The organism is Sphingopyxis macrogoltabida (assembly GCF_001307295.1).
Taxonomy (GTDB): Bacteria; Pseudomonadota; Alphaproteobacteria; order Sphingomonadales; family Sphingomonadaceae; genus Sphingopyxis; species Sphingopyxis macrogoltabida_B.
On record NZ_CP012700.1, the window covers coordinates 4,654,922 to 4,676,866 of the forward strand.

At 63.6% G+C, this 21,945-nt stretch carries 39 protein-coding genes and 2 tRNA genes; 24 read left to right on the top strand and 17 right to left on the bottom strand.

What is annotated here, in order from left to right; translation table 11 throughout:
* Window positions 1-34: 34 nt before the first annotated feature.
* The 16 genes from AN936_RS21680 to AN936_RS25180 form a co-directional block, all read right to left on the bottom strand.
* A complete protein-coding gene (locus AN936_RS21680) occupies window positions 35-220 on the bottom strand; it encodes a hypothetical protein (RefSeq protein WP_149037744.1) in 186 nt (61 codons plus the stop codon).
* Entirely contained in the window at window positions 210-1,721 is a 1,512-nt protein-coding gene (locus AN936_RS21685) for a hypothetical protein (RefSeq protein WP_054589893.1), read from the bottom strand. The genes AN936_RS21680 and AN936_RS21685 overlap by 11 nt, the downstream gene beginning before the upstream one ends.
* Entirely contained in the window at window positions 1,708-2,352 is a 645-nt protein-coding gene (locus AN936_RS21690) for a terminase small subunit (protein ID WP_054589894.1), read from the bottom strand. The genes AN936_RS21685 and AN936_RS21690 overlap by 14 nt, the downstream gene beginning before the upstream one ends.
* On the bottom strand, window positions 2,345-2,668 hold the full coding sequence (locus tag AN936_RS21695; RefSeq protein ID WP_054589895.1) for a hypothetical protein: 324 nt from the start codon (window positions 2,666-2,668) through the stop codon (window positions 2,345-2,347). The genes AN936_RS21690 and AN936_RS21695 overlap by 8 nt, the downstream gene beginning before the upstream one ends.
* Window positions 2,661-3,116, bottom strand: a complete 456-nt coding sequence (locus AN936_RS21700) for a hypothetical protein (protein WP_054589896.1) — start codon at window positions 3,114-3,116, stop codon at window positions 2,661-2,663. The genes AN936_RS21695 and AN936_RS21700 overlap by 8 nt, the downstream gene beginning before the upstream one ends.
* Window positions 3,113-3,367: a hypothetical protein gene (locus AN936_RS21705; protein WP_054589897.1), complete on the bottom strand. Its 255-nt coding sequence runs from the start codon at window positions 3,365-3,367 to the stop codon at window positions 3,113-3,115. The genes AN936_RS21700 and AN936_RS21705 overlap by 4 nt, the downstream gene beginning before the upstream one ends.
* The gene (locus tag AN936_RS21710; RefSeq protein ID WP_054589898.1) at window positions 3,360-4,475 is read right to left on the bottom strand and encodes a DnaA N-terminal domain-containing protein; all 1,116 of its coding nucleotides are present in this window, start codon (window positions 4,473-4,475) and stop codon (window positions 3,360-3,362) included. The genes AN936_RS21705 and AN936_RS21710 overlap by 8 nt, the downstream gene beginning before the upstream one ends.
* Window positions 4,472-5,710 (bottom strand): phosphoadenosine phosphosulfate reductase family protein, encoded by a 1,239-nt coding sequence (locus tag AN936_RS21715; protein WP_054589899.1) that lies wholly within the window; start codon window positions 5,708-5,710, stop codon window positions 4,472-4,474. Before AN936_RS21715 ends, AN936_RS21710 begins: the two co-directional genes overlap by 4 nt.
* The gene (locus AN936_RS21720) at window positions 5,707-5,913 is read right to left on the bottom strand and encodes a hypothetical protein (protein ID WP_054589900.1); all 207 of its coding nucleotides are present in this window, start codon (window positions 5,911-5,913) and stop codon (window positions 5,707-5,709) included. The genes AN936_RS21715 and AN936_RS21720 overlap by 4 nt, the downstream gene beginning before the upstream one ends.
* A complete protein-coding gene (locus AN936_RS21725) occupies window positions 5,910-7,895 on the bottom strand; it encodes a DNA cytosine methyltransferase (RefSeq protein ID WP_420496823.1) in 1,986 nt (661 codons plus the stop codon). The genes AN936_RS21720 and AN936_RS21725 overlap by 4 nt, the downstream gene beginning before the upstream one ends.
* Window positions 7,835-8,095, bottom strand: coding sequence for a hypothetical protein (locus AN936_RS21730; RefSeq protein ID WP_054589902.1), 261 nt, complete (start codon window positions 8,093-8,095; stop codon window positions 7,835-7,837). Before AN936_RS21730 ends, AN936_RS21725 begins: the two co-directional genes overlap by 61 nt.
* Window positions 8,092-10,797 (bottom strand): DNA methyltransferase, encoded by a 2,706-nt coding sequence (locus AN936_RS21735; RefSeq protein WP_054589903.1) that lies wholly within the window; start codon window positions 10,795-10,797, stop codon window positions 8,092-8,094. Before AN936_RS21735 ends, AN936_RS21730 begins: the two co-directional genes overlap by 4 nt.
* Before the next feature lies 1 nt (window position 10,798).
* A complete protein-coding gene (locus AN936_RS21740) occupies window positions 10,799-11,068 on the bottom strand; it encodes a DUF2312 domain-containing protein (RefSeq protein ID WP_054589904.1) in 270 nt (89 codons plus the stop codon).
* A gap of 68 nt (window positions 11,069-11,136) precedes the next feature.
* Window positions 11,137-11,601 carry a hypothetical protein gene (locus tag AN936_RS21745; protein WP_149037745.1) on the bottom strand — a complete coding sequence of 155 codons (465 nt, stop codon included), beginning with the start codon at window positions 11,599-11,601 and terminating at the stop codon, window positions 11,137-11,139.
* Between the two features lie 149 nt (window positions 11,602-11,750).
* Window positions 11,751-11,826: transfer RNA gene (locus AN936_RS21750), tRNA-Met, on the bottom strand.
* 14 nt (window positions 11,827-11,840) lie between these two features.
* Window positions 11,841-12,047, bottom strand: coding sequence for a hypothetical protein (locus tag AN936_RS25180; protein WP_054589906.1), 207 nt, complete (start codon window positions 12,045-12,047; stop codon window positions 11,841-11,843).
* Between the two features lie 9 nt (window positions 12,048-12,056).
* Here AN936_RS25180 and AN936_RS21760 point away from each other — a divergent pair, with 9 nt between their 5' ends.
* From AN936_RS21760 to AN936_RS21870, 24 genes are all read left to right on the top strand, one after another.
* Complete coding sequence (locus AN936_RS21760; protein WP_234715679.1) at window positions 12,057-12,848, top strand: XRE family transcriptional regulator; 792 nt, start codon at window positions 12,057-12,059, stop codon at window positions 12,846-12,848.
* The gene (locus AN936_RS21765) at window positions 12,848-13,063 is read left to right on the top strand and encodes a hypothetical protein (RefSeq protein WP_054589908.1); all 216 of its coding nucleotides are present in this window, start codon (window positions 12,848-12,850) and stop codon (window positions 13,061-13,063) included. The genes AN936_RS21760 and AN936_RS21765 overlap by 1 nt, the downstream gene beginning before the upstream one ends.
* Before the next feature lie 3 nt (window positions 13,064-13,066).
* Window positions 13,067-13,465, top strand: coding sequence for an HIRAN domain-containing protein (locus AN936_RS21770; RefSeq protein WP_054589909.1), 399 nt, complete (start codon window positions 13,067-13,069; stop codon window positions 13,463-13,465).
* Between the two features lie 106 nt (window positions 13,466-13,571).
* A complete protein-coding gene (locus AN936_RS25815; protein WP_257719791.1) occupies window positions 13,572-13,697 on the top strand; it encodes a hypothetical protein in 126 nt (41 codons plus the stop codon).
* Entirely contained in the window at window positions 13,694-13,987 is a 294-nt protein-coding gene (locus tag AN936_RS21775; protein ID WP_054589910.1) for a hypothetical protein, read from the top strand. Before AN936_RS25815 ends, AN936_RS21775 begins: the two co-directional genes overlap by 4 nt.
* Window positions 13,984-14,289 carry a hypothetical protein gene (locus tag AN936_RS21780; RefSeq protein ID WP_054589911.1) on the top strand — a complete coding sequence of 102 codons (306 nt, stop codon included), beginning with the start codon at window positions 13,984-13,986 and terminating at the stop codon, window positions 14,287-14,289. The genes AN936_RS21775 and AN936_RS21780 overlap by 4 nt, the downstream gene beginning before the upstream one ends.
* Window positions 14,290-14,292: 3 nt before the next feature.
* A complete protein-coding gene (locus tag AN936_RS21785; protein WP_054589912.1) occupies window positions 14,293-14,625 on the top strand; it encodes a hypothetical protein in 333 nt (110 codons plus the stop codon).
* Window positions 14,625-14,957: a hypothetical protein gene (locus tag AN936_RS21790; RefSeq protein WP_054589913.1), complete on the top strand. Its 333-nt coding sequence runs from the start codon at window positions 14,625-14,627 to the stop codon at window positions 14,955-14,957. Before AN936_RS21785 ends, AN936_RS21790 begins: the two co-directional genes overlap by 1 nt.
* Entirely contained in the window at window positions 14,954-15,394 is a 441-nt protein-coding gene (locus AN936_RS21795) for a hypothetical protein (RefSeq protein ID WP_054589914.1), read from the top strand. Before AN936_RS21790 ends, AN936_RS21795 begins: the two co-directional genes overlap by 4 nt.
* Window positions 15,391-15,834, top strand: coding sequence for a hypothetical protein (locus AN936_RS21800; protein ID WP_054589915.1), 444 nt, complete (start codon window positions 15,391-15,393; stop codon window positions 15,832-15,834). The genes AN936_RS21795 and AN936_RS21800 overlap by 4 nt, the downstream gene beginning before the upstream one ends.
* Complete coding sequence (locus AN936_RS21805) at window positions 15,831-16,250, top strand: hypothetical protein (protein ID WP_054589916.1); 420 nt, start codon at window positions 15,831-15,833, stop codon at window positions 16,248-16,250. Before AN936_RS21800 ends, AN936_RS21805 begins: the two co-directional genes overlap by 4 nt.
* Window positions 16,237-16,551, top strand: a complete 315-nt coding sequence (locus AN936_RS21810) for a hypothetical protein (protein WP_054589917.1) — start codon at window positions 16,237-16,239, stop codon at window positions 16,549-16,551. The genes AN936_RS21805 and AN936_RS21810 overlap by 14 nt, the downstream gene beginning before the upstream one ends.
* On the top strand, window positions 16,548-16,787 hold the full coding sequence (locus AN936_RS21815) for a hypothetical protein (protein ID WP_054589918.1): 240 nt from the start codon (window positions 16,548-16,550) through the stop codon (window positions 16,785-16,787). The genes AN936_RS21810 and AN936_RS21815 overlap by 4 nt, the downstream gene beginning before the upstream one ends.
* Window positions 16,784-17,326, top strand: coding sequence for a Rieske 2Fe-2S domain-containing protein (locus AN936_RS21820; RefSeq protein WP_054589919.1), 543 nt, complete (start codon window positions 16,784-16,786; stop codon window positions 17,324-17,326). The genes AN936_RS21815 and AN936_RS21820 overlap by 4 nt, the downstream gene beginning before the upstream one ends.
* On the top strand, window positions 17,319-18,113 hold the full coding sequence (locus tag AN936_RS24875; RefSeq protein WP_149037746.1) for a hypothetical protein: 795 nt from the start codon (window positions 17,319-17,321) through the stop codon (window positions 18,111-18,113). The genes AN936_RS21820 and AN936_RS24875 overlap by 8 nt, the downstream gene beginning before the upstream one ends.
* Complete coding sequence (locus AN936_RS21830; RefSeq protein WP_201782949.1) at window positions 18,110-18,409, top strand: hypothetical protein; 300 nt, start codon at window positions 18,110-18,112, stop codon at window positions 18,407-18,409. Before AN936_RS24875 ends, AN936_RS21830 begins: the two co-directional genes overlap by 4 nt.
* Entirely contained in the window at window positions 18,402-18,893 is a 492-nt protein-coding gene (locus tag AN936_RS21835; protein WP_149037747.1) for a hypothetical protein, read from the top strand. Before AN936_RS21830 ends, AN936_RS21835 begins: the two co-directional genes overlap by 8 nt.
* Window positions 18,890-19,162 carry a hypothetical protein gene (locus tag AN936_RS21840; RefSeq protein WP_054589922.1) on the top strand — a complete coding sequence of 91 codons (273 nt, stop codon included), beginning with the start codon at window positions 18,890-18,892 and terminating at the stop codon, window positions 19,160-19,162. The genes AN936_RS21835 and AN936_RS21840 overlap by 4 nt, the downstream gene beginning before the upstream one ends.
* On the top strand, window positions 19,143-19,412 hold the full coding sequence (locus AN936_RS21845; protein ID WP_054589923.1) for a hypothetical protein: 270 nt from the start codon (window positions 19,143-19,145) through the stop codon (window positions 19,410-19,412). The genes AN936_RS21840 and AN936_RS21845 overlap by 20 nt, the downstream gene beginning before the upstream one ends.
* Window positions 19,405-19,683 (top strand): hypothetical protein, encoded by a 279-nt coding sequence (locus AN936_RS21850; protein WP_149037748.1) that lies wholly within the window; start codon window positions 19,405-19,407, stop codon window positions 19,681-19,683. Before AN936_RS21845 ends, AN936_RS21850 begins: the two co-directional genes overlap by 8 nt.
* Window positions 19,683-19,985, top strand: a complete 303-nt coding sequence (locus tag AN936_RS21855) for a hypothetical protein (protein WP_054589925.1) — start codon at window positions 19,683-19,685, stop codon at window positions 19,983-19,985. The genes AN936_RS21850 and AN936_RS21855 overlap by 1 nt, the downstream gene beginning before the upstream one ends.
* Entirely contained in the window at window positions 19,978-20,211 is a 234-nt protein-coding gene (locus AN936_RS21860) for a hypothetical protein (protein WP_054589926.1), read from the top strand. The genes AN936_RS21855 and AN936_RS21860 overlap by 8 nt, the downstream gene beginning before the upstream one ends.
* Window positions 20,199-21,356, top strand: coding sequence for a tyrosine-type recombinase/integrase (locus AN936_RS21865; protein ID WP_054589927.1), 1,158 nt, complete (start codon window positions 20,199-20,201; stop codon window positions 21,354-21,356). Before AN936_RS21860 ends, AN936_RS21865 begins: the two co-directional genes overlap by 13 nt.
* 155 nt (window positions 21,357-21,511) lie before the next feature.
* Window positions 21,512-21,811 (top strand): hypothetical protein, encoded by a 300-nt coding sequence (locus AN936_RS21870; protein WP_054589928.1) that lies wholly within the window; start codon window positions 21,512-21,514, stop codon window positions 21,809-21,811.
* A 7-nt stretch (window positions 21,812-21,818) separates the two neighbouring features.
* Here the strand turns inward: AN936_RS21870 and AN936_RS21875 are convergent.
* A tRNA-Glu gene (locus AN936_RS21875) sits at window positions 21,819-21,894 on the bottom strand.
* Between the last annotated feature and the right edge of the window lie 51 nt (window positions 21,895-21,945).

Here is a 21,945-nt window from a genome sequence, read left to right on the forward strand (position 1 = left end):
CGTTACGGGCCGCCCCTATGGCTTTGAATCGGGCCTATAGCTCGTCATAGCGGTCGCGGACCTTGACCTCCGGCGGCGGCAGCGCGGGCATCGGGGTGAGCGGGTCCGCTTCATAGCGACGACGTACCGTCGAATAGTTGCGCCGTACATAATGGCGGTCGAGGCCGGACAGTTTGCACCAGTCTTCAAAGGTGCCAGGCGCTGGGATGTCAGATTTCATCATATCGATCCATGGCCGGCCGGTGGCCGTAGTTTTCAGGGTTGAGATAGCCGGGTACCGCGCGCGGCAGTACAGGCTCCGCGAAAGTGCAGGCCAATGCGTCGCCATCATCGGTGCTCGCGAGGCCGCGCTTTTTCATGTCCTTCTTCCGTTCAAGGACGATGCTCACCTCATCAGCGCCGAAACTATAGGTCGGCCCGACAAGATCGTCTGTCAGCTGCTGCTCTTCCGGAATGGCGCCTCCCGACAGCCACGCCCGCATTCTGGTCCACATCTGGGTGCGCTTGTTGCCGGTGTGGACCGTGACGCCGTTGTCGAGATAGGCCATCCCGCCTTCACCGCCGAACCACACCTCATAAACATTCTCGACACCCAGCTGCCGCAGCCGGTCGATCACGGCCGCGCCGATGTTGCCCGCATCGACGAATATTGCGTCGGGTTTCCACCGCATCGCCTCAAGCGCGACCTCAGAGGCGATCGTCATCGCGTCCTGTTTCGTCCAGCGTTTCCACGGCCGGGACTTCGCATCACGGCCGCAGCGGATGGCGAGCACCGATTTGTCGTCGCCGAATCGCGCGCAATCGAGACCGAAGATCACCGGGTCGGAGCCGAGCGCCTGAACATCGCGCACTTTCGCGGCTTCCACGACGTCCGACGAGATGAACTGCATCGATGACGCCGACGGAAACATACCGCGCACGCGCACCTTTACGATGTCGCTATCCTCGCCGTACGTCGCAACGAGCTCGTCGAGATACGCCTTGTTAGTGCCCTCGACCGTGCGGCTATCGATTTGCGACGTGATCCAGAGGTTGCGCTGTTTCCCGAAGCATTCGCGGAAGGCGCCCGTGTTGAGCGTCGGGTTACCGAAGGCGATCCAGATGATTTCGGTTTCTTCGTCGGTGAGCGCGCCGAGCGTCACCTCCCAGACCTTGTCCGAAATGCCCGAGGCTTCGTCATAGATGACGACGATGCGCTTGCCCTGGTTGTGAAGCCCGGCGAACGCTTCAGTATTATTGTCCGACCAGGTAACCAGGTCGGCGCGCCACGCCTTGTCGCGGCCGGGCATCGTGCTCACCAGGCTCGTCGCGTTCGGCTTGAACCAATCGCGCGTGATCGCGAGGCGCGCCCACTTCGCTATTTCGGGCGACGTCTTGGTAAGCAGCTGGCCCTCGGTATTGGCCGTGACGACAATCCGCGTGTCGACGCAGGTATCGAGCGCCCACTTGATGATCATGCCGATCAGCGCGGATTTGCCGATGCCATGCCCGGAGGCGACGGCGATCCGGCACGGCGAATAGCGCGACGTCGGATTCTGCAGATGCTCGCCGATCTCGCGCAGCCGATCTTGCTGCCACTTGCGCGGGCCGGGATGCTTCGCGAGGTCGGTGCCTTCCTCGCCCCACGGAAATGCGTACAGCGCATATCCGAGCGGATCGTGCGTGAACCCGCCGATGTCGTCGGCCAGCTGCTTGAGCAATGCGGCCTTAGCCGTCGCCAATGGCCCGCTCCCGCGCGCGACTGAGCAGGACCGCGAGATCCTCGCTCGTATCGACCTCGACGCGCTCCTTGAACGCCTGGACGCCGATATGCTTGCCGAGGAGCTCGATGCGCTTGAGACGATCAGATATCCTCACCTTGCGCACATTGCCGATGACGATCTTCTTGCCGTCGACATCCTTCTCTACGAGCTCTTCGACCTCGATGCCGGCTACGAGGCCCAAGCGCCAGATATGCGGCCATTCGTGAACCGGCTTGATCGCGCCATTCTCGTCATAGATGTCGGCAACGTCCGCCTCCACCTCGTCTTTCAGCCGCGAAAGAATATCCTGCGCACCGACCTTGGCCGCGGCAATACGCTCCGCGCGCGCGGCTTCGATTTCATTCTTAATGTCAACATTTGTTAACAGCCGCGCCGCTTGCTGCCGGGCGGTCTTTTCGCTGTAACCCGCCAAAATAGCGGCTTTCGTGCCATTGTTTGTCCGAATATACTCCTGGACGAACAGGCGACGGTCGGGGCCCTCATTGTTAACAGACTGCTTGCGCGCCGGCGTTGCCGCGCGCTTCTTGGCAGGCGCGGCCGGTTTGGCTTTCTTCGGGGCAGCCTTCTTCGAGACGGGGGCCTTAGCCACCAGCTACCCCGGACTTAGACAGCGTCCCGCGCGCGAACTCAACCGCATCATCCGCGCCATAGTTGCCGCCTTTGATCCTCCACTCGGGGTCAGAAGGCTTGTCGGGGAACCATGACAGCAAATCGCCCAATGCGGTTTCCAGTAAGTCTATCCGCCACTGCATTGCCGATTCGCGATCAGTGGACCAACCCTGCCGCTGAACCTCGCGCTCGCGTAGGTGGGCGTTCACATGGTCGACGAACGCCTCGACGACGCGGAGCAGGTAATTGTTCTGCATTTCGCCATCGAGCGGCGCGGGCGCTACGAACTTATCCACGCTCCATCTCCACCTTCCAACCCACATAGACCAGGTCGGCGAGCGCCTCCGACAGGCTGACGCCGCGGCTGCTCGCCCATTTCAGGATATCGGCGCTGACATCGGCATCGCGCGACTTCACCGCGACGGGCGAGGGCGTCGGGATCTCGCGCGGCCGTTCGCGCCAGTGCGGCGCCTCGTTGAGCGGGCGCGCCGTCCACAGCCCCGATTCGACAATCATGATCTGCCGGCTGCGCTGGTACCGGCGCACTTCGATCAGCCCGCGCTGTTCGAGCCGCTGCACCGCACCAACCGTGCTGCTGACGGCGGAATATCCCGACACCTCGACCAGGTCATCACAGGTCGGCGCCGGACGCCCGGCTTCAGCGGCCGAGACGATGGCGCCATAGATTTTACGATCCTTGATCGGCAGGTCGCAGATCAGCGCCGCCACTTCAGCTTTTTTCATCGACGACGCTTCCCGATAAATCCCATGAATTTGCAGCCGCGCGGCAGAACGGTGATAACTGCGCCATCGCCGCAGACGGCGCGGTGCCCGGTCGGCAGGATGACGGCGCCGCCGCCCAGCCTGTTGCAGGCATCGAACGCCGGTCCGCTGAGCGTCTCGACAACGACCCGCGCCGGGACTTTGGCAACACGTTCGCGGTAGCGCCGGATGCCGTGCAGCGTGACGACAATCGGAATGCGGGCATCATCCACCGACCGCTTCCTGTCGCGGCGCGGGCGTGGATGCCTCCGCCTGAAAGACGACGCGCCCGACGACGGACCCGCTCGCCGCCGCGACGGCCGCGCCGATCTGGATCGCAAGGTTATTCTCGACCCAGCCCGCGGCGAACGGCGACGCGCACACCACGGTCACCGCATCCTCGCCGAACAGGATCGCGGCGCCCTTGACCCAGCTGCTGTACGTCGTCGGCCCGAGCTCCTGTTCGAGCGCGGCATGCACCCGCGCGCTGCGCCCATCCTCACGGGACTTGGCGCGGACCGGGGCGGGCGGCAGGGCCGACGCCACCGCGGGGCGGGCGGCGGGCGGTGGCGCGAAACTGACGCCGCGCATTTTTGCATGCATTACACGGGGATGGTCGGTGTTGACCCACTTCCCGAGCGCCGCCGTCCAATCCGATTTACACCCGATTGCGCGGGTTTCCGCGAGCCAGTTCAGTTTGAACGCCTCGCAGACCGCCTCATATGCGCCGTCAGGCCATTGCGCGACGAGACGCGCCGCGACGGGCGGCAGGTCTTCCGGGGCAGGCGCTTCCCAATCTGGCGGCAGGCGATGGCCCGGCTTGCGCTCGCGTGCCTTTCGCTTCGGCGCCGGCCGCTCTTCCTTCCCATGCTGAGCGCCTTTTTCCTCGTGGGGCGGATCATCAGCGTCAGCTGATGATAGGGGAAAGGGTTCCAAGGAGGGTTTGGGTGTAGCTGCTACACCGGTCCCCGTGTCGGAGCGTGACCGGTCCGGCCGTTTCACCGGTGAAGAATTTACACCGGTGAAACGCGCCTTCCGCTCCCAGCATCCGACCAGCGGCAGCGACAGCAAGGCGTCGACGACGATCGCATAATCAACGGTGTGGCCATTGGCGCACGGCTTCGTCCCGACGGCGATCAGCAGCCCGTCGGCGATCAATCCTTGTATCGTGGTGATGACCGTCTTCTTGGTCAGGTCGAGTTCGTCGGCCATCGTCTGCTTCGACGCATAGATGCCGCCACCGCAGTCCGCCGCCTTGTCCGCGAGATAGGCCATCATCGCCAGGCGCGTGACGCTGCCGAGCTTGCGCTTATAGCATTCGGTGATGAGGTGGTTGCTCATGTGCCAACGAGATCCCGGAACAGGAGGGGCTCGACACTGCCGTCCTGATTGACGCGATCGAGCCACGCCGCCGCGCTCGGCTCATCGCCGGTCCACCCGTCGGGCCACGTCTCGGCCGCGATCAGTTCATGGATTCGCGCCTCTTCCTCGGCATTGATGATATCGACACGCGGCCGGCCGAGCCGATCGGCTTCGGAGTTTACCCGAGCCTGTATGTCGAGCATCACGCGAAGCGCATGGAGGCGTGCTTCGAAGGTGAGCGGGCCCATGCGCTGCGGATTTTTGGCGATCTTGCCGCTCTTGAGGATTTCGGCACCGGCCTTGCGAATGCGCTGCGCCGGTTCCCGGAGCCACCGGTGCAAGGATCGGATCTCGCGCAGCGGTGCGACATATGACCAATAAGGCATCGCGACGATGTTTTGCAGGGCAGTGTCGTCTTCAGCGAGCGAACAGCCGGTGCAGCCTGTCCGCGCGTTCTTTTCGACAGCGTCATCACCGCCATAGGCATCGGCGAGGATCGCCGTCGGCCACGCGCCAAAAGCGGCTTGCGTGGCATAGATTTTGAGCCAATCCCATACGACACAGACGCGCCAGTGCAGCAGCGGCGCAAGCGTCGCGATCCGGCCGCGAATGCCCTTCGCCTCCGGCAGAACCTTCTGATACCAGCCCTGTCCGCATTCCGCGCCATCCTTGCCGCACGACATGGCGATCCGGCCGTCGCGCACTGCACTCTCTCCCTGGCGGACGCCGGTGATCATCAGCACCGATCCGTCAATCCCGGCGAGGGCAGCCTCCAGAGCGGCCGTCATCGGGTCGACCTTGATCTGCCGCGTGCACCAGCGCAGCGTGTTATTGTTCGGGGGAGGTACGCCGCGGCCGAGGATGTAGACCCAGAAGCGCTTGTCGAGCGGCGCAATGACCTCCTGAAATTCAATCCATTCGCGCTCACGCAGTTTTTCAATGATCAGCCGCGCCGAAACCTCGATCGGCAACAACTCCTGGCGGGTCTGGGCATAGAAAACGTAGAGTTTTTTCGGCCGGGGTAGCTCGCCCGCTTCGATCAAGTGGATGATGAGCGTCAGCGCTGCGGTGCTGTCCTTGCCGCCAGACCATGCGAGAGCCACATGTTCATGGTCGCTCCAATAGGCGCGAAGGCTCGCGAGCGTGAGCTCGATTGCTTCCTCGTTGACCATGCGAGCGCCCTGCGCGAATAGATTGTCGACCGGCCGGTTCATCGCAGCGCCTCCGGCACTTCCCGGCCGATCTTCGCGCACTGTTCACGGCACTTGGCCCGCACAGCGAGCCGATGAGGAGATATATACCGGCCGCTCTCATCGCGCGGCTCAGGGTCGGCCGGCGTCGGCCTCACGCCGAGCAACAGCGCTATGCCGCGTGCAATGCGCTGCACGGTCAAATCGGAGAGCGGCCGATGCTTCATGCCGCAATTGCCTCCGGCTGCCAGTTGCACAGGTCGGGCTGATTGGCGGCCACCAGCGCCCGGGCGACGGGCGGGCAGACGCTGTTGCCGATCGCGCTGATCTGCTCGGCGATAGTCAGGCGCTTCTCGACCCATTTCCCGCGCAGGAATTTGCGCACGACAGGATCGAGGACATACGTGTCGGGAAAGCCCTGTGCCCGGGCCAGTTCGCGCGGCTTCAGCATCCGCAGGCCGATATCGACGATGACATAGGTCACCGCGTCGATGGTCACCGTCACGACGGCGAAGCGTGCTTTCGTGGTGACCGTGTCGATCGGTCGGTCGACGGGCTGGATCTGCGCCGTCTCGCCGTCGCCGTCGGTCCCATAGTATTTTACGAGGAAAGCAGCGACGTTGACCGCGCGTTCCATCATTTCGGGAGGCAGCGAGCCTTCTTCAATCAGCGTCGTTTCGACGACGCGCTGCTGCGAACCCTTTGTCGTCGCGGTCGACAACGGGCGGAGCGCGGAACGTCCCGCGCTGTTTAGATTGCGAGGCCCGCCATTCGCCTGCTCCATGTGAGCGACGACAACGCCGTGATGCGTCCCGCCAGCGCGGATAACGGGAATTTGACCCTCGATATCACCGCCGGCACCTCGCTTGTCGCTGCCGTAGTAGCGCGTCAGGAAAGCGCTGACTTGGGCTGATTTTCCACCGCCGCCAGCGGTTGTCGCTCCCAACGGCTGCGTAACAGGATCTGGCGTCGAGTTGCCAAACTGCCGGTCGATCAGGGGCGCCATCTCTGTTCCGACGGCTGCGAACTTGCCGCCCGTTGCGATGGTGCTGAAGGTATCGTTCAGCGGTTGGTCGCGCGGCCTTTCGCCAGGTCGTCGCTCGCCGTTCTGAAGCCGAGCCAAAGTGCCCGCAACCAGCCCCAGGGGCACAGCGCCGGCGGGCCGCTCAGGCTCTCCATTTGCGGTAACTGTCGGCATGGGGTTCGCAGCGTCAGAACCGACGGCGCCCCGCCGAAACTTTGTGATGTGGGGAGCAAGCCCGACATCGACCGCCGCCAGTTCGCCGCCGTTGGCCGTCGTGATGGTGCGAAGAGGATCAAGGCTGTCGTGCACCCGGACGTCGCCGGTGTGGGTTACCGGAACGATGAAGGGGCGTTGCCCGTTGCGCGCCGCGTCCACGACATAGCGCATGACGCCGTGGGCGATCCGGCGCTTCGTGGCGTCAACAAGCTCTTTGGCTCTGTCGAAAATGCTGGGGCACCGGATCGACCAGTCGATGCACTCGGCCGCGGTGCGATAAGGCAGCAGCTTGCCGGCCAAGACGCGCGGATCATTCGCCGGCGCGTGCGTCGGCTTCGGCCAGACGATCGGCTTCCCGTCGCGGCGAAAGATCATGTAGAGCCGCTTGCGGCTGGTCGGCGTGCCATATTTGCACGCAATCAGCAGGCGGTGCTGCACCCGATAGCCAAGGCGGCGGATGCTGCGCTTGAACTTCTTGAATTCGCGGCCCTTGTGATCCGGCAGCGGCACGCCGTTGCCGTCGAGCGGCGCGGCATATTCGAACTCTTCGACGTTTTCGAGGTAGCCGACGTCTGGCAACGTCTCTTCCAGCCAGTGGATCACTTCCCAGCAAAGCGCGCGGATCGACCGATCTTTGACCGGCCCGCCCTTCGCCTTGCTGTATTCCTTGCAGTCCGGCGAGAACCAGGCGCCAGCCACCGGGCGTCCGCGCGTCGCAGTGCGGGGTAGAAAGGGCGTGCGGATATCGGTGCAGTGATGCTCCGTATCGGGATGGTTCGCCTTATGGATCGCGATCGCAGTCGGGCTGTGGTTGATGGCGATATCGACGTCGCGGCCAAGAGCCTGGCCGATGCCCGTGCTGGCGCCGCCGCCGCCGGCGAAGCCGTCGATGAAGAGGGGGTGGAGCTTCAAGCGCGCCCTCCCGCCGAACAGGGTAGGCTGATAATCATCATCTCGCCTTTGTTGCACTCGCGGCAGAAGCCTGGGCCGCGGCAGGGAATGAGGTCCCCGCCATCGCGGACCAGGAAGATGTGATGCAGACGCTCGCCGAGCTCACGCCGCACATAATCGCGCTGAACCATGATCGAGATGTCGTCGAACTTCGTGCCGACAGTCGCCCCGGTCCACGGACCTAACCTTTCGGGCGCCAGAGATGCGCCCGCCGTCACGCCGCCTGCTCCATGTCGAGCAGGTCGAACAGCGACGGCACGCCGATCTCGCGCTCAGTCGCGCTGAGATAAGAGCAGCTGTCCCGGAAATAGTCGGGGTTGAGCTCGCTGCCCGCGCCGCGGCGCCCTTTCAGGATCGCGCGCATCGGGACCGTGCCGAGCCCGCAAAAGGGATCATAGACGAGGTCGCCCTTCATGCTGAACCGGTCGATCAGCCTGTCGACAATATCGAACTGGAGCGGGCAGACGTGCTTTTCCCGGTTCGCCGCCACCTGAAGCTGGTTGAGCGTCTTCATCCGGATGACATCGTCCCAGACATCGGGGTGATGGCTGCCCGGCGCGAGCGACATAAACGTGCGGGGCAGATGCCCCCGGCCGTCATTCTTGTCCCGTGCTTCGATCGTCTCGCCGATCGCGACATGCGCCGCGGCGTCATAGACCATGTCCCGGCTCTCGGTCGTGAAGGCCTTGACCAGCGGACCTACACCCATTTCGGCGAAACGCGGTGCATGATCGGCGAGTTCGGACGGCATAAGCGGCCGGTTGCCCGACGATCGCCAGAAGGCGTGCGCGTCGATCTGCCACTGCGCCAGGCTGTAATGGTTGGACGCGACCGTATCGACCGCCCCAAAGGCGCCGTTCAGCGCTTCCTCGAATTCCGGATCGTCAAATTCGAATCGACGGCCGTCCTTGAGCTTTACCGCCGTCACCTTGTTGACCCGATTATCGGCATAGCCGCGGCTGCGGTCGGTCTGCGGCTTGCGCATCAGCAGGATATATTCGGGGCTGCCGGCGCCCATCTTGGTGCCGTCCTTCAGCATCTCCGAATAGCTGAGGCGATAGGTCTGCTTGTTCTCGCGCACGACGTCGGTGATGACGGTGATCATGCCCATGAACTGGAAGCCATGCCGCTGATAATGGAACAGCGTCTTGGCGTGGAAGGGATTGACCGTCGGCACGCCCTCGCCGGTGACGGCGCCGAACAGGATCCGGTCCTTGACGTGAATGCAGGCGAGACGGCCGGGGCGGAGCGCGCGGAAGAGCTCCGGCGTTAGATAGTCCATCTGCGCAAAGAAATGCGCGTCGTCGTCGGTGTGGCCGAAATCATTATAGCTCGGCGTATATTCATAATGGTTGGAGAAGGGGATCGAGGTCACGATCAGGTCGAGACTGTCGTCCGCGAGCAGCCGCGCCTCCTCGACACAGTCGTTATGCGCCAGCGTCCAGCCTTCGCCCGACGCCTCGGCGCGCTCGACGCCAATGCTGCGGCTGGCGAGATCGGCCGCGGCGGCATGATTGAGGCCATAGCGCCGGATGATCGCGCTCATCTTTGCCGTGAGCTCTTCGTGCAGGGCCCATTTTTCGAGCAGGACGCGGCGGACCTCCTCTTCGGTTTCGGCATAGATGCAGTCGACGATGACGGGTTCGGTCTGCCCGAAGCGCTGGACGCGGAAGATCGCCTGAATGAAATCGTTGAACTTGTGTCCTATCCCTGCGAAAATCTCGCGGTGGCAGTGGCGCTGCAGATTGGTACCGGACCCGAGCATCACCGGCTTCGCGGCGAGGTCCTTGATCCGGCCGTCGCTGAAATCGCCGACAATCGTCTCGCGCGTGTCGAGGTCCTGCGACCCGTACACCGCCGCGATGCGGTCCCGGCCGGGCACGTCGAGCGCTTCGATCGCGCGCCGCTCATCCTCGAGGTCGTGCCAGATCAGGAAATGATCGGCCGGGTCGGCGGCCATGATCTCGGCGACTTTGGCGATGCGGGCGTCCAAGGTGCGCCGCTTTTCCCGGCTTGCCTCGACGACGCCCACGGCATTGTCGCGGATCAGGCGGCCCTGCCCGTTGGTGTCGGCGCCGGCGTCGCTGATGTCGGTCTCGACGCAATGCCAGCGCACCTCGATCGGCGGCAGGTCATAGCCCTCATCGCTGAAGCCCAGATCGCTCGGCGTCTGGACGAACACGCCCCATGTGTTGAGCCACAGGAAGAATTCGTCTTCCTTGTGGGGGTAGAGCTGGAGGTCGTTCGCCTTTTCGCTGTTGCGCTGGAAAAAGCGCGTCAGCGCCTGTCCCGTGTCCATGATGCCGAGGAACCCGGCATAATGGATCAATTCCTTGTAGCGGTTCGGCGAGGGCGTGGCGGTCGCGACGAAGCGATAGGGCACCGCCTCGAACAGGGGCAGGAACTCCTGAAACGTCTTGCTGCCGTAACTGCGCAGCACCGATGCTTCGTCCAGGCTGGCGACGGTGAACCGGCCGACGCTGATCTTCCCTTCGCGGACGCTCTCGTAATTGGTGATGAAGAGATGCGTCTCGGCGGGGTCCGCCGCGGCAATGATCGCATCGATCTCCGCATCGGTCCGCACGAAATGCAGTGTCAGCCCGAGCAGGGCCGCATCCTTCATGAATTCCATGCGGACGCCGAGCGGCGCCACGATCAGCCCGAGCGCGCCGCAGCCGACCTTGCGCAGGATGATCTGGAGGATCAGCAGCTGCATGATCGACTTGCCGAGCCCGAAGGCGGCAAAGATCGCGCGCCGGCCGCCCTCGACCGCCCAGCGCACGATATGGCGTTGATGGTCTTTCACCGGCCGGCCGTCGATCAGGTGCGTCGGCACCTCGTCGAGCGTGCACGGCAGGCCCGCGAGCGGGGCGGCCGGCATCTTCGCTTCGAGGAAGCTCTGATAATTCTCGGCGGTCACGTTACGCCGCCTTGTCGAAGTCGAAGCTCGGCTGCATGCCCAGCGACGTCTTGTAGACTTCGAGTACCGCTTCCATTTCCTTGCGATCGTGGACCGGGATTTTGCGCAGCCGCACGATCTGGCGCATGATCTTCGGGTCATAGCCCTGCGACTTCGCCTCGTTATAGGTGTCGCGGATATCGTCGCCGACGCCCTTCTTTTCCTCTTCGAGCCGCTCGATGCGCTCGATGAACAGGCGCAGTTGCTGGTCCGAAACCGTGGCTTCGCTCATGGTTCATGCTCCAATGTTCGCCCCCCTCGACGGGAGCATCGTGGGACCATCGCGGGGAAATGGGCCTGTCAGCGCAGGGCCGAACCGCTCCCCGCGATGGAATTGATGATCGGCCCGAGCTCAAAGGCATCGTGCGAAAGGCTGGCGAGCTTGACGTGCGACAGGTGCCCGTCCTGGAGCGCCTCCGCGCCGTTCGCTGCGAAGCGCGCGCAGGCCGCGACGGCATGCCGCACCGTGGTACCGAGCTCGACGCGCAGCGGCGCCGTGACGAAACCCATCCGGCGCGCTATGCGCTGGAACGCCGAGGGCGGCAGGGCCGAGAAGATGCGCATCGCGGTGTCGAGCGGCATCATCGGGCCATCGGCCTCGACGTAACTGCGCAGCCGGCGCTCCCATGTGTCGACATGGCCGTCGCCGTTCCACGTGGAATCAGCGAGCGCGGCCCAGCTGATCGCCCGGCCGTGGCCGACGAAGTGCCGAAGGATGTCGCGGACAAGGGCTTTTACAGCCTCGTTGGAAAATTCGGGCGTCATTTCCATTGGATGGGGCGCCGCCGCGCGGCATCTCATGGACCATGGAACGGGATGATAGCGATAAGCGGCACGGCGGGGCCGAGGGGTTGGGGGGAGGGAGCCCCGCCGTGCCTGCCCGGAGTGGCGGGGGGGCGAAACACTCCGGGGATTGGTTGCAGGGGCGGGATTCGAACCCGCGACCTCCGGGGTATGAACCCGGCACGCTACCGCTGCGCCACCCTGACAAAACTGTTGAAACATCAGGCCGCGACCTCCGCCTCGGGGAGGACGAGGTCAGCCTCGGTGAGAGCGCCGTTCGACCATGCCACGATCTTGAGCGCCAGCTTGAGGCTGGGCTGGCGCTGCCGATAGGCAAGCTTGTGGATCGTGTGATGGGACACGCTGAGCTCCGCCGCAGCTTCTGGCACGGTGAGCCCCCGGTCCCTGATGTGTTCGAGCAACGTCATGTGCCCAATATGCCCAATTTGGGCACGTCGTCAAACACAAAATGTGCCCAATCTGTCCTCTATACGAAAGGTGCCCACGTAGGGCACAAGAAGCGCATGGCGAACAACCGCATAGCTGAGCTCAGAAAAGCCAAGGGGATGACGCAGGAGCAGCTTGCGGATGCGATCGGCACGACGATCAACAACCTCGGCAAGCTGGAGCGCGGTGCGCGCCGCCTCAATCAGGATTGGATCGACAAGATTTCGGCGGCGCTCCAATGCGAGCCTCACGAACTGTTCACGTCGCCGAAGCCGCTAACAACCGAGCGCCGGGTCGAGAGCCCGCAGCGTGAATACCGTCCGCATCCCGACCAGCTGCCGACGCGAAGCGCCTGGCGCGACGCCGGGCCGGTGCAGCTGCGGCGCGTCAATCTAGAACTCGCCATGGGCAATGGCACCGTCCTTGAAGACTGGATCGAGGAAGAGCCCTACGACTTCGATGCGACCAAACTTCGCGAGATCACCTCGACGCCGGCGCATATGCTGCTCATCGGAAAGGGCATCGGCGACAGCATGGAGCCCACGATCGGCAGTCACGACGACGTGATGATCAATCTTGCCGAGAACGAGCTCAGCCGGTTCGATGGCATCTACGCTTTGACGATCGAGGGCGCGGGCGCCATCAAGCGCCTTGCGCCTGCTGGCGAAGGAATGGTGCAGGTGATATCGGACAACCGGAACCATCCCGATCCGGTCCGCAAATTTCCGCGCAGCGCGATCAAGATCATCGGCCGCGTGAACTGGTCAGCGAGGAGGCACTGATGTCCGACACCGTCTGGGGGATCATTTTTACCGCCTATATTCTTGCCGCATTGCCGATCATGGGCATGGGCAACGGCGCCGCGCAGCGCCCTCAAGGCCTGCCGGGATCATCTAACGTCGCGTCCTACGACGCGCGCGAGAAGCGCTTTCAAAAGATCATGGTGCTGTGGATCGCAGGTCTGGTTGCGCTCCTTGCCGCATGGGCATATTTATAGGGCGTGCCTGCCCAGATCACTCTGCCCATCGTCGGAACCCGGTTTCCGAACAAGGACCCAAAGGAACCGACGCGGCAATTCGCGCTCGAACTGTGCGAGCCAGGCGAAGAGGTCACGCTCCGCCTCGACCCGGCCAACAAGCATGACGAACATGCGATCGAGGTCCGCAATTCGCGCGATATGATGATGGGTTATATCCCGGCGAACCGGGCGGTCTACGTCGGGATGCAGATCCGGCGCAGTTCGGCCGCGGCGATCTTTCAGGGGCGCACCGAGCGCGGCGGGTTCATCCGAATCGCCTTCGACGGGGATAAGCCCGTCCTGCCCAAGGATCCGGCCGACCAAAGCACCGCCGACGACTTCCAGCCCGACCCGGAATATCCCGACGATTGGGGTGCGTAGGACATATATGCCCGCATAGGGCATTTTCGGCATTGACACATGCCCAATTAGGGCACATTAAATCCGGGACTGGGCACATCAGGTGCCCGGCACCGGAGGTCGAACAATGCAGCCTGCCCACGAGCAGCCGGACACCGCTCAGACGGTCGTCGATATCAGGCTCGCGCATTTCGCTATTGCCTTTACCTTTCTGACCATCGGTGTGCCGCTGATCTTGGCGATGTTGCGGTGACCGGCCCTTCCGTCTTCGAGGGCTTTGCCCCGGCCCGGCTGCGCACCAGCGCCGCCTGCCTCGCAGACGCCGAGGCGGCGCTTGAAGCTGAGTGGCGCCGCGAGCAGAATGCCGAACAGGATCCGCTCGGCGAACGCCCGCTCGATCTCAAGCTGCTTGTCGGCATGGAGGTCGCGGCCGTCGAACCGCATCGCGATGGCTGGCGGATGCGCTTCGGCTGCGGGACCGTGATCCATTTCAACCGCGGCGCGACATTCGACGTGGCCGGCCATTCGGTGATCGAGCCATGATCGATCCGAACAACCGGCTCTACGCCCTCGATCTGCTCCATCGCGCCGGCACCGCCTACGACGCGCGCGACATCAGCGTGATCGCCTCGATCCTGCCGGTCATCGAGGCCGATGTGATCGCCGAGATCGAGCGTCCGATCGGCGAGGGCATCAGCGCGGCGCAAGCCGTGTGCGCTGCACGCATCGGCACCGGCTGCCACCGCCCCAACTCCGAACCCCCGGCCTCTCCGACCACGCCGGGTCAACCTGCCGCCGCCCCCGCAACAGTTCACGCGGCGGGCGGCGGCCATTTTGGAGATTGATGGATGACGGCCGAGCGCGATGCAGAAACGATGGCGACCGTCGAGGACGCCCAGATGCTGCTGCTGATGGAACTCTGTGACGAATTCCGGCAGGCGGTCTTTGCGCGTCTCGACCCGGCCGAGCCGCGCGAAACCATCGCGATTGCCATGACCGCGGGCATCATGTTCGCCGGCATGCAGGCCGGTCACCTCATTGCGATGGGCGACTATGTCGAATCGCCCGAACTCAATCAGCAGATGTCGCAGATGCTGGAGACGAACTTCCCGCTCGGCATCAATTTCGGAAAGCTCCGCGCCGCCCGCCAATTGGCCGCGCTCGAAGCGAGCATGAACTGATGCCTTTCTTCACCAAAAAGCCCGTCCGCATCGAAGCCGTGCAGTTCCTGCGCATCATGCCGGCGAGCGGCAACCCCTTCTTCGCCGAGGATGACAGCCTGGACGCATCGTGGCCGACCTGGCTGGTCGAAGCGCTGTGCAAGCAGTCGTGGCAGGAAGGCGCGATGTGGGTCAACACCTTCAATTCGCTCCACATCCGCACCCTCGAAGGCATCATGCTCGTGAGTCCGAACGACTGGGTCATCTGCGGCGTCAAGGGCGAACTCTACCCGTGCAAGCCTGACATTTTCGCCGTGACCTATGACGCGATCGCCGAGGAACCGGCATCATGAAGGGTGCCGACCAGTGCCCGAAATGCGCGAGCCGCGCGACCATCGACGTCGACGCGCCCAGCCCGAAGGGCTTCTATTCGCGCGATGTCCGCGTGTGTCGGAATTGCCAGACCATATGGGAGCCGTTCAACCCGGCCGACATGTTCGACCCGGCCGACCGGCTCGCGAGCTTCAGCGAGCCGTGCAACAATTGCGCCTTCCGCACCGGTTCGCCCGAGCAGAAGGATAAGGAAGAGTGGAAGAAGACGATCGCCGCGCTGAAGGCGGGCGGCCAATTCTTCTGCCACAAGGGTGTTCCGATCGACATCAAGAACGCGAATGGCTTCGCCTATCCCGAGGATGGCAAGAACCCGCGCAAGATGCGCCTTTGCCGCGGGTACCTAAATATGTGGGCCGCCCAGATCTCCAAGGAGATGGCGGCGGAGGGGCTTTCGTGACCGACCGCGCCGACCAGAAGCTGCGCGAGGCCGAGGACTTGCGCGCCCGCCTGATCAGCGAAGGCCGCCACCGCGACGCGGAGATTATCCGCAGCCTCGCCGCGACCTATCGCGCCAGCCGACAGGCCAACGCGCTCCTGCAAGCCGACAACCAGGCGCTCAAAGATGGCAAGCCCGACGGCGGCACGATCGACATGGACTATCCGGCGCGGGCCCGCGCCAAGATCGCCGAGATCCATGCAGCGCTTCCGGCCGACGCGACGTTCAGCATGCGCGTCAGCGCGCTCAAGCGCGGCTATCCTTTCGGCGAGCGGCGTTTCTGGCCCTATCAGGCTTGGCTACAGGAGCGCGCCAAATATCTGCGCCAGTATGACCCCGAAACCCCTCTCGGGCCCCTGCTCGAAGGCGTCAGCTTTCCTTATCAGGAGAGGGCAGCATGACCGAATTCGTCGAGGCAATCTGTTGTTGGAAAGAGTGCCGCATTTCGTTTGGGATCGAGGCTGCTCGTCATGCCCAACTCAAACGCAACGGCGACCAATTCTTCTGTACGAACGGCCATAATCAATATTATCCGCGGGGCAAGTCGACTGAGCAGAAGCTCCGCGAGGAACTGGAAGCACAGCGACAGCGCGCCGAGCGCGCGGAGCAGCGGGTTGCCGAGGTGCAGGATAGGGCATCGCATCACAAGGCGAGCGCCTCCGCCTACAAAGGCCAGGTTACCAAAATCAAGAAGCGCGTCGGCGCGGGCATCTGCCCGTGCTGCAATCGCCACTTCGCCAACCTGTCGCGCCACATGGCCGGGCAGCATCCCGAATTCGCCGAAATTAAAGAGGAGGCCACCGGTGCTCACCAGTGAAACCGCATATCGCATCGCCGTCGCGTATAAGGAAATCGAAAGCGGTGAGCAGCTGCTCACCGACGTCAAGGCCGCAATGGAGAAGGTTGCCGCCGTCGACATTCGGGATGCATTCGGGCGCCCGGTTCGGCGTATCGAAATGGGGATCCCCTCCGGCGACAATAGCCGCCGCCTGCTACACGTAGAATATGATCTCGCTGTTCCCGTGATCGAGGCGCACATCGCGCAGATGCGCGCACGGCTGAAAGCGCTGAATGAGATCGCGCGCGCCGAGGTCGGCGGCGGGGAGGCGGGAGAGTGACCGGCCGCCCGACCCGCGAGGACCTGCAGCATCAGGTCGACACCTTCAACGCCCGGTACCCGATTGGCCAGCGCGTCACCCTGCGCAAAGACGACGGTACCGATGTCGACACCCGGACGCGCGCCCGCGCCGCCATCCTGTCGGGCCACTCGGCCGTGATCTGGCTGGAGGGCGTGAGGGGCTGCTATCTGCTCGACCGGGTCACGCCTATCAAGAGCGACGAGGTGGCAGCATGACCATCCCGCTGCTGTCGACATTGCGCGAGCCGCCGGTGCCCGGACGTTACTACATCGTGCCGGTCATCGACTTCATCTATTGCAACCGCGAAGGGCAATGGCCGACGCTCGGGCCACTGCACCACGATCGCGGTGAGATCGGTTTTGAGCCGCTTCACTTTCATGTCGACCTGCGCTTCCTCACCGCGCGGCAGGCGAAGCAAGTCAGCAACTGTTATTGGCCGGGGAGCGCTGAGGCGGCCGTTACCGCCGCCCCGCTGAACTACCGCGGGCGAGAAGTTCCTCTGAAGCCATATCTCGCGAAGCGCCGCTGTCGCGTAGATGGTTGGAATTATTCGCCACCTACCCGACCGCGCTGGCTGGACGCCTTTGATCGACGCTTCGGTGAAGTCGCGGAACCGCGGCGTTTGGCGGACGGTCGTTTGCTTTGTCCGCATCGCAAAGTCGATCTTTCGTCATTCCGGCCCGACGCGGATGGCATTGTGACCTGCCCGCTTCATGGGCTGCGGGTCCGTTGCGGAGGCTCGATCAATGACTGACCAGCTAAAGCCGACACAGGCTGATCGTGACGCGGCGGCGGATAGCTATGTCGCCGACTATCCGAAGCGTGAAGATACCAATTTCACGCTTCGGATTCGTGCTGGCAAGTGCGATCGTGCCAGCCGCGTCCAAGCCTTCACCCGCCACCGCCTCTCCCATTCAGGCAATGCCGAGCGGGAGAGTGGGGAGGAGTATTGCCCCAGTTGCCTATGCGATTTGTGCCAGCGGCGAAATCAGGATGTGAGTATCAAGGCGACGCTCGCCGAAGACAGCGACGCGCGGTGCTGGTCCTGCTCTTGCGGTTGGATCGGCTGCTACACCAACGCCGATTTAGCCGAGTATGGCGAGCCGTCCGAGTGCCAGAGTTGCTACCGAGAACGCCTCTCCGAATGCGATCCTGCCCGCGCCTCTCTCTCTGCATCCGGTGCAGCTATCGAGCAAGTGGCTCCATCTCACAAACTGGGCGATGTCGAACGTGTCGCGCGGGCTCTTTGGGTGCACGAGAAAGGCGCATATGTCAGAGACCCCGGCGCGGTTTGGGACGATCCGGCAAGCGTCGAACACCCGCTCTACTGGACGCAACAGATGGCCGACAATCACCCGGCCTATCGGGAGAAAGCTCTTGTCGCTCTCGCCGCCCTCACCGACCAGTCACAGACTGACCGGCTGCGGGAGGCGGTCGTCAATGCCCTGAAAATCCTTGAACGCAACCTGCATCGCCAGACTGAAAAGTGCGACGACGCGGTGAATATTCTCCGCGCCGCCCTCTCGGAGACCCGGCCATGAAGGCGCTCATGGAGGATCGGTCGGCACGCGCGGAGGTCCGCAACCCTGTTCTAGCGCTGCCCGCGATGCATCGCCTGGCCGAACTGTCGGAGGAAGAGAGCGGCGCGGTTATCGCCGTGATGCTCGACCTGAAAGCCGACGCAGCCGAGCGCGCACAGGAATGCTGGCGGCGGCATAAAGGGCCGATGGCAGCCTATTGGAAGGCCGTTAGCGTCTACGCCGGCCATACAGCAAAAGCACTCCGCCGCCTGTCCGCCCTCCGCGCTCAATCAACCGGGGAGAATGATCGTGGGTGAGATGAAGCGCAGCACTGCGCAATTTTTCTTCGAGATGGGATTCGGAGCCTGTTACGCCGAGGCGATTATCCGCAACAGTAACAAGATTCCATTTGCGCTGTCAGACGCGGAAATCGAACGCCAGTGGGCTATCTCGCAAGAGGCATATGACGACCCTGCCGAGTTGGATGAGATGCTGGCGAAAGTGTCTGCCGCCGACTCCGATGTTATCGGAAAGCTGGTGGAGGCGCTTAGCGAAGCGGGAACCGTGCTGCGCCTCGTTGAAAAGCCGAGTGAGCCCGATCCTGATTACCACGACCGCATCGCAGAGCTTGGAGATGAGATCGGATATGGCGCTCTCATGTCGGGCGCTCAGGCGGCGTGGAGGGAAGCGCTGGTGGAGTATGGAGCGGTCGGCGGCGAATTTGTCGCCGGGCCTTGCCAAGCAACAGTTACCCGGGCGCTCGGAGTAATCCGCGCCGCCCTCGCGGAGACCCAGCCATGAAGGCGCTCATAGAACGGGTGGAGGGGGAGATCACCCCCTTTGTCGAAAGCCAATGCGCTGTCGGCGGCAGCTACTGCGAGGCGTGGCACGACTGGTTCTGGGCCTCCGCCGATGCCGATCCGGCTTGCAATGACGAAGATCGCGATCCGAAACCGCTGACTGATTTCCCGTTCGAGGTCGGCAAATGCTTCGATGTCGCCCGTTGCCGCCTCCGCGCCGCCGCCCTCCGCGCTCAATCAACCGGGGAGAATGATCGTGTCGAAGACTGACTATGTGCGGTCGGAAGCCCGACGGAACACGACGTTCGATCATCATTGCCACTGGCCTGGCTGCGACAAGAGCGTCCCGCCCGCGATGTGGGGATGCAAGCGGCATTGGTTCAAACTGCCGCTTCGCCTCCGCAACAAGATTTGGGCGACCTATCGACCGGGGCAGGAGATCACGAAAGACCCCAGCGCCGAATATCTCGCCGTCGCCCGCGAGGTCCAAGACTGGATCGGGGAGAATGATCGTGGGTGAGATGAAACCGGACCTCTCCGGCATCCTTGGCGAATGCGCCGACTTGATCCAGCATATCCTTTACACCCCCGGCTATGGCGACGATGTCAATTCGCGCGAGGAAGCACAGGATCATATTGAGCGAGCCCGCGCGGCCATCGCCGCATGGAACCGGCGCCCCGCCGACGAGCAGCTATGGTCGCGCGCCGTGCGCGGGATCAAGGCCGCGCTCGCCGGCGACATCGACGTGCTCGACATGGCCGAGGTCAACCGCGTGATGGGATGGGATTGATGACGCCCGGCGACCTTTTCGACCTCTGTATGGATGCGATCGACCGCTTCAACCGCGGCGAGGTGTCCGCCGCCGAACCTTTCATCATGCTCACCTTGCCGCGGAAAGTGCCGCTCCGCGGCGACCGCATCCGCCTCTTTGGAAAATCTGGCCCCTTTGGCCGCGTAGCAACCGGAAAACCTCGCGATGACGGATTGTGGAATATCGTCGCCTATTTCCCAGCCGTGGCAGTCGTTAAGGCGCTAAGCGACATGATGGGCGTCAAGGTCGCGATCCAGCGGGGGCGCCCGCCCGATGGGTAAGCACGCAACCATCGCTGCAATAACACCCCGCCTGGTCGACGAGGAGACGGCTGCGGCCTATGTCGGCCGTGGCCGGACCAAATTCCGCGAAGACGTCGGCAAGCGCCTCCTGCCCTCGCACAGCGACACGAACGGCAATGTGAAGCTGTGGGACATCCGGCTGCTCGACGCCTATATTGACGGCCGCAGCGGTTTCGGTGACACCTCGAACGGATGGGACGCTTGAATATCCCCGGTGTCTGCCAGAAGAAGGGCAGCTTCTATCGCCGCTTCCGCTACTATGATGAGGCGGGGAAGCGGAAGGATCGCTACGTCAAACTCCCGGCGCCGACGGATCCGCGCTTTGCGGTCGAGCTTGCGCGCGTCAACGCCGAGCACGCCGCTGCACCCGAATCGCGCGACACGCCCGAGCCCGGCAGCTTCTGGGCGCTGGCGACTGCCTTCCGAACCGCGCTCGCCGCCGGCTGGACGAAGAAGCAGCGCAAGCGGAAGAAGCGCGAGGGCCAGCCGGAGAAGGGCATCAAGCCCTATTCGCCGAACACGCTCGCCAATTATCTGCGTTATGTTGAGATGTTCGAAGATCCTGAATTCATCTACGAGAATCAGAAGACGAAGAAGCGCACTGCTGTTCGCGACCTCGACGTGAAGGGCATCCGGCCGGTCCATATCCACGAGCTCCGCGACGGGCTGGCGAGCACGCCGGGCAAGGCGAACGTCTGGCTCACCGTCCTGAAGCTGATGCTCACCTATGCCACCGAGCGCGACTGGCGCGCCGACAATCCCGCGGCCGACATCGCGCCGCTGCCGATCGGCGAGCACGAACCATGGCCGGCCACCGTCCTCGAGGAGGCGAAGGTCGAGGCGAGCCCGATGCTGTGGCTCGCGATCGTCACCGGCCTTTGCAGCGGCCAGCGCATCAGCGACGTCATCCGCATCCATCTCAGCTGGCTGAAGACCGGCATCATGTCGCTGTCGCAGTTCAAGACCGACGTCGATGCCAGCGTGCCGGTGCACCCGTTCTGGCGCGAGGCGATCGACAAGCTGCCGAAGAAGGCCGTAACGGTGCTCTATGACCGCAGCGGCCGGCCTTTTAGCAGCGAGGAAGCGATCCAGGCGCAGATCCGGCGTATGATGAAGAAGCTGGGCCATGTCGATTCGCAGGGGCAGGCGCTCTACACCTTCCACGGCCTCCGCAAGAACGCCTGCTGTTATCTGCTCGAAACCGGGCTTAGCGACACCGACGTCGGCGCGATCCTCGGCATGACGCCCGAGACGGTGCGCCACTACGGCAAGCGAGCCCGCGCGCTGACGATCGCCCAGGGCGCCGCGGCGAAGATGAACGCGGTGCCTTTCTCGAAGATGGGTCGCTGATCATGGCCGGTTGGCAGCCCATCAAAACCGCGCCGAAAGACGGCACGCACATCGTGCTCCTGTTTCGATGGGCGCCCCTCCCGTCGAAGCCGGTAAAGGTCTAGCTAGTGTTGTTTCGAGATAGGAGCCCCCTTGCCGACCCTGTCGCGGCCGTTGTGCGCCAGATTAACGCCGAGACTGAAGCGTGGTGCCGCCAGGCGGCTGAGCGCGGCGAAGGCTGCCGTCTATGGCGGAGCGACCCGATCGTCGAGAACGACCTGCGCGGGATGCGCTACCGTTTCGAATTCCAGATCCTCGAATTGGGCATGCCGGCGCCGAGATCAGGCATGCTCTTCGGACCTTGGTCAAAAGAGTTTCTGGACGGCGCAATTGAGGCGCTGGGGGAACTTGTGGGGGAACCGCTGGGGGAACTCGCCGATCTATCGTTTCGCGCTGGCGCGAAGATCGGCAGATAACTGCCAGTGGTGACCCCTACGGGACTCGAACCCGTGTTTTCGCCGTGAAAGGGCGACGTCCTAGACCGCTAGACGAAGGGGCCGTCAACCGGTGAAGCGGCGCATTAGACGGGCATTCCGGCGCGGTCAAGCGC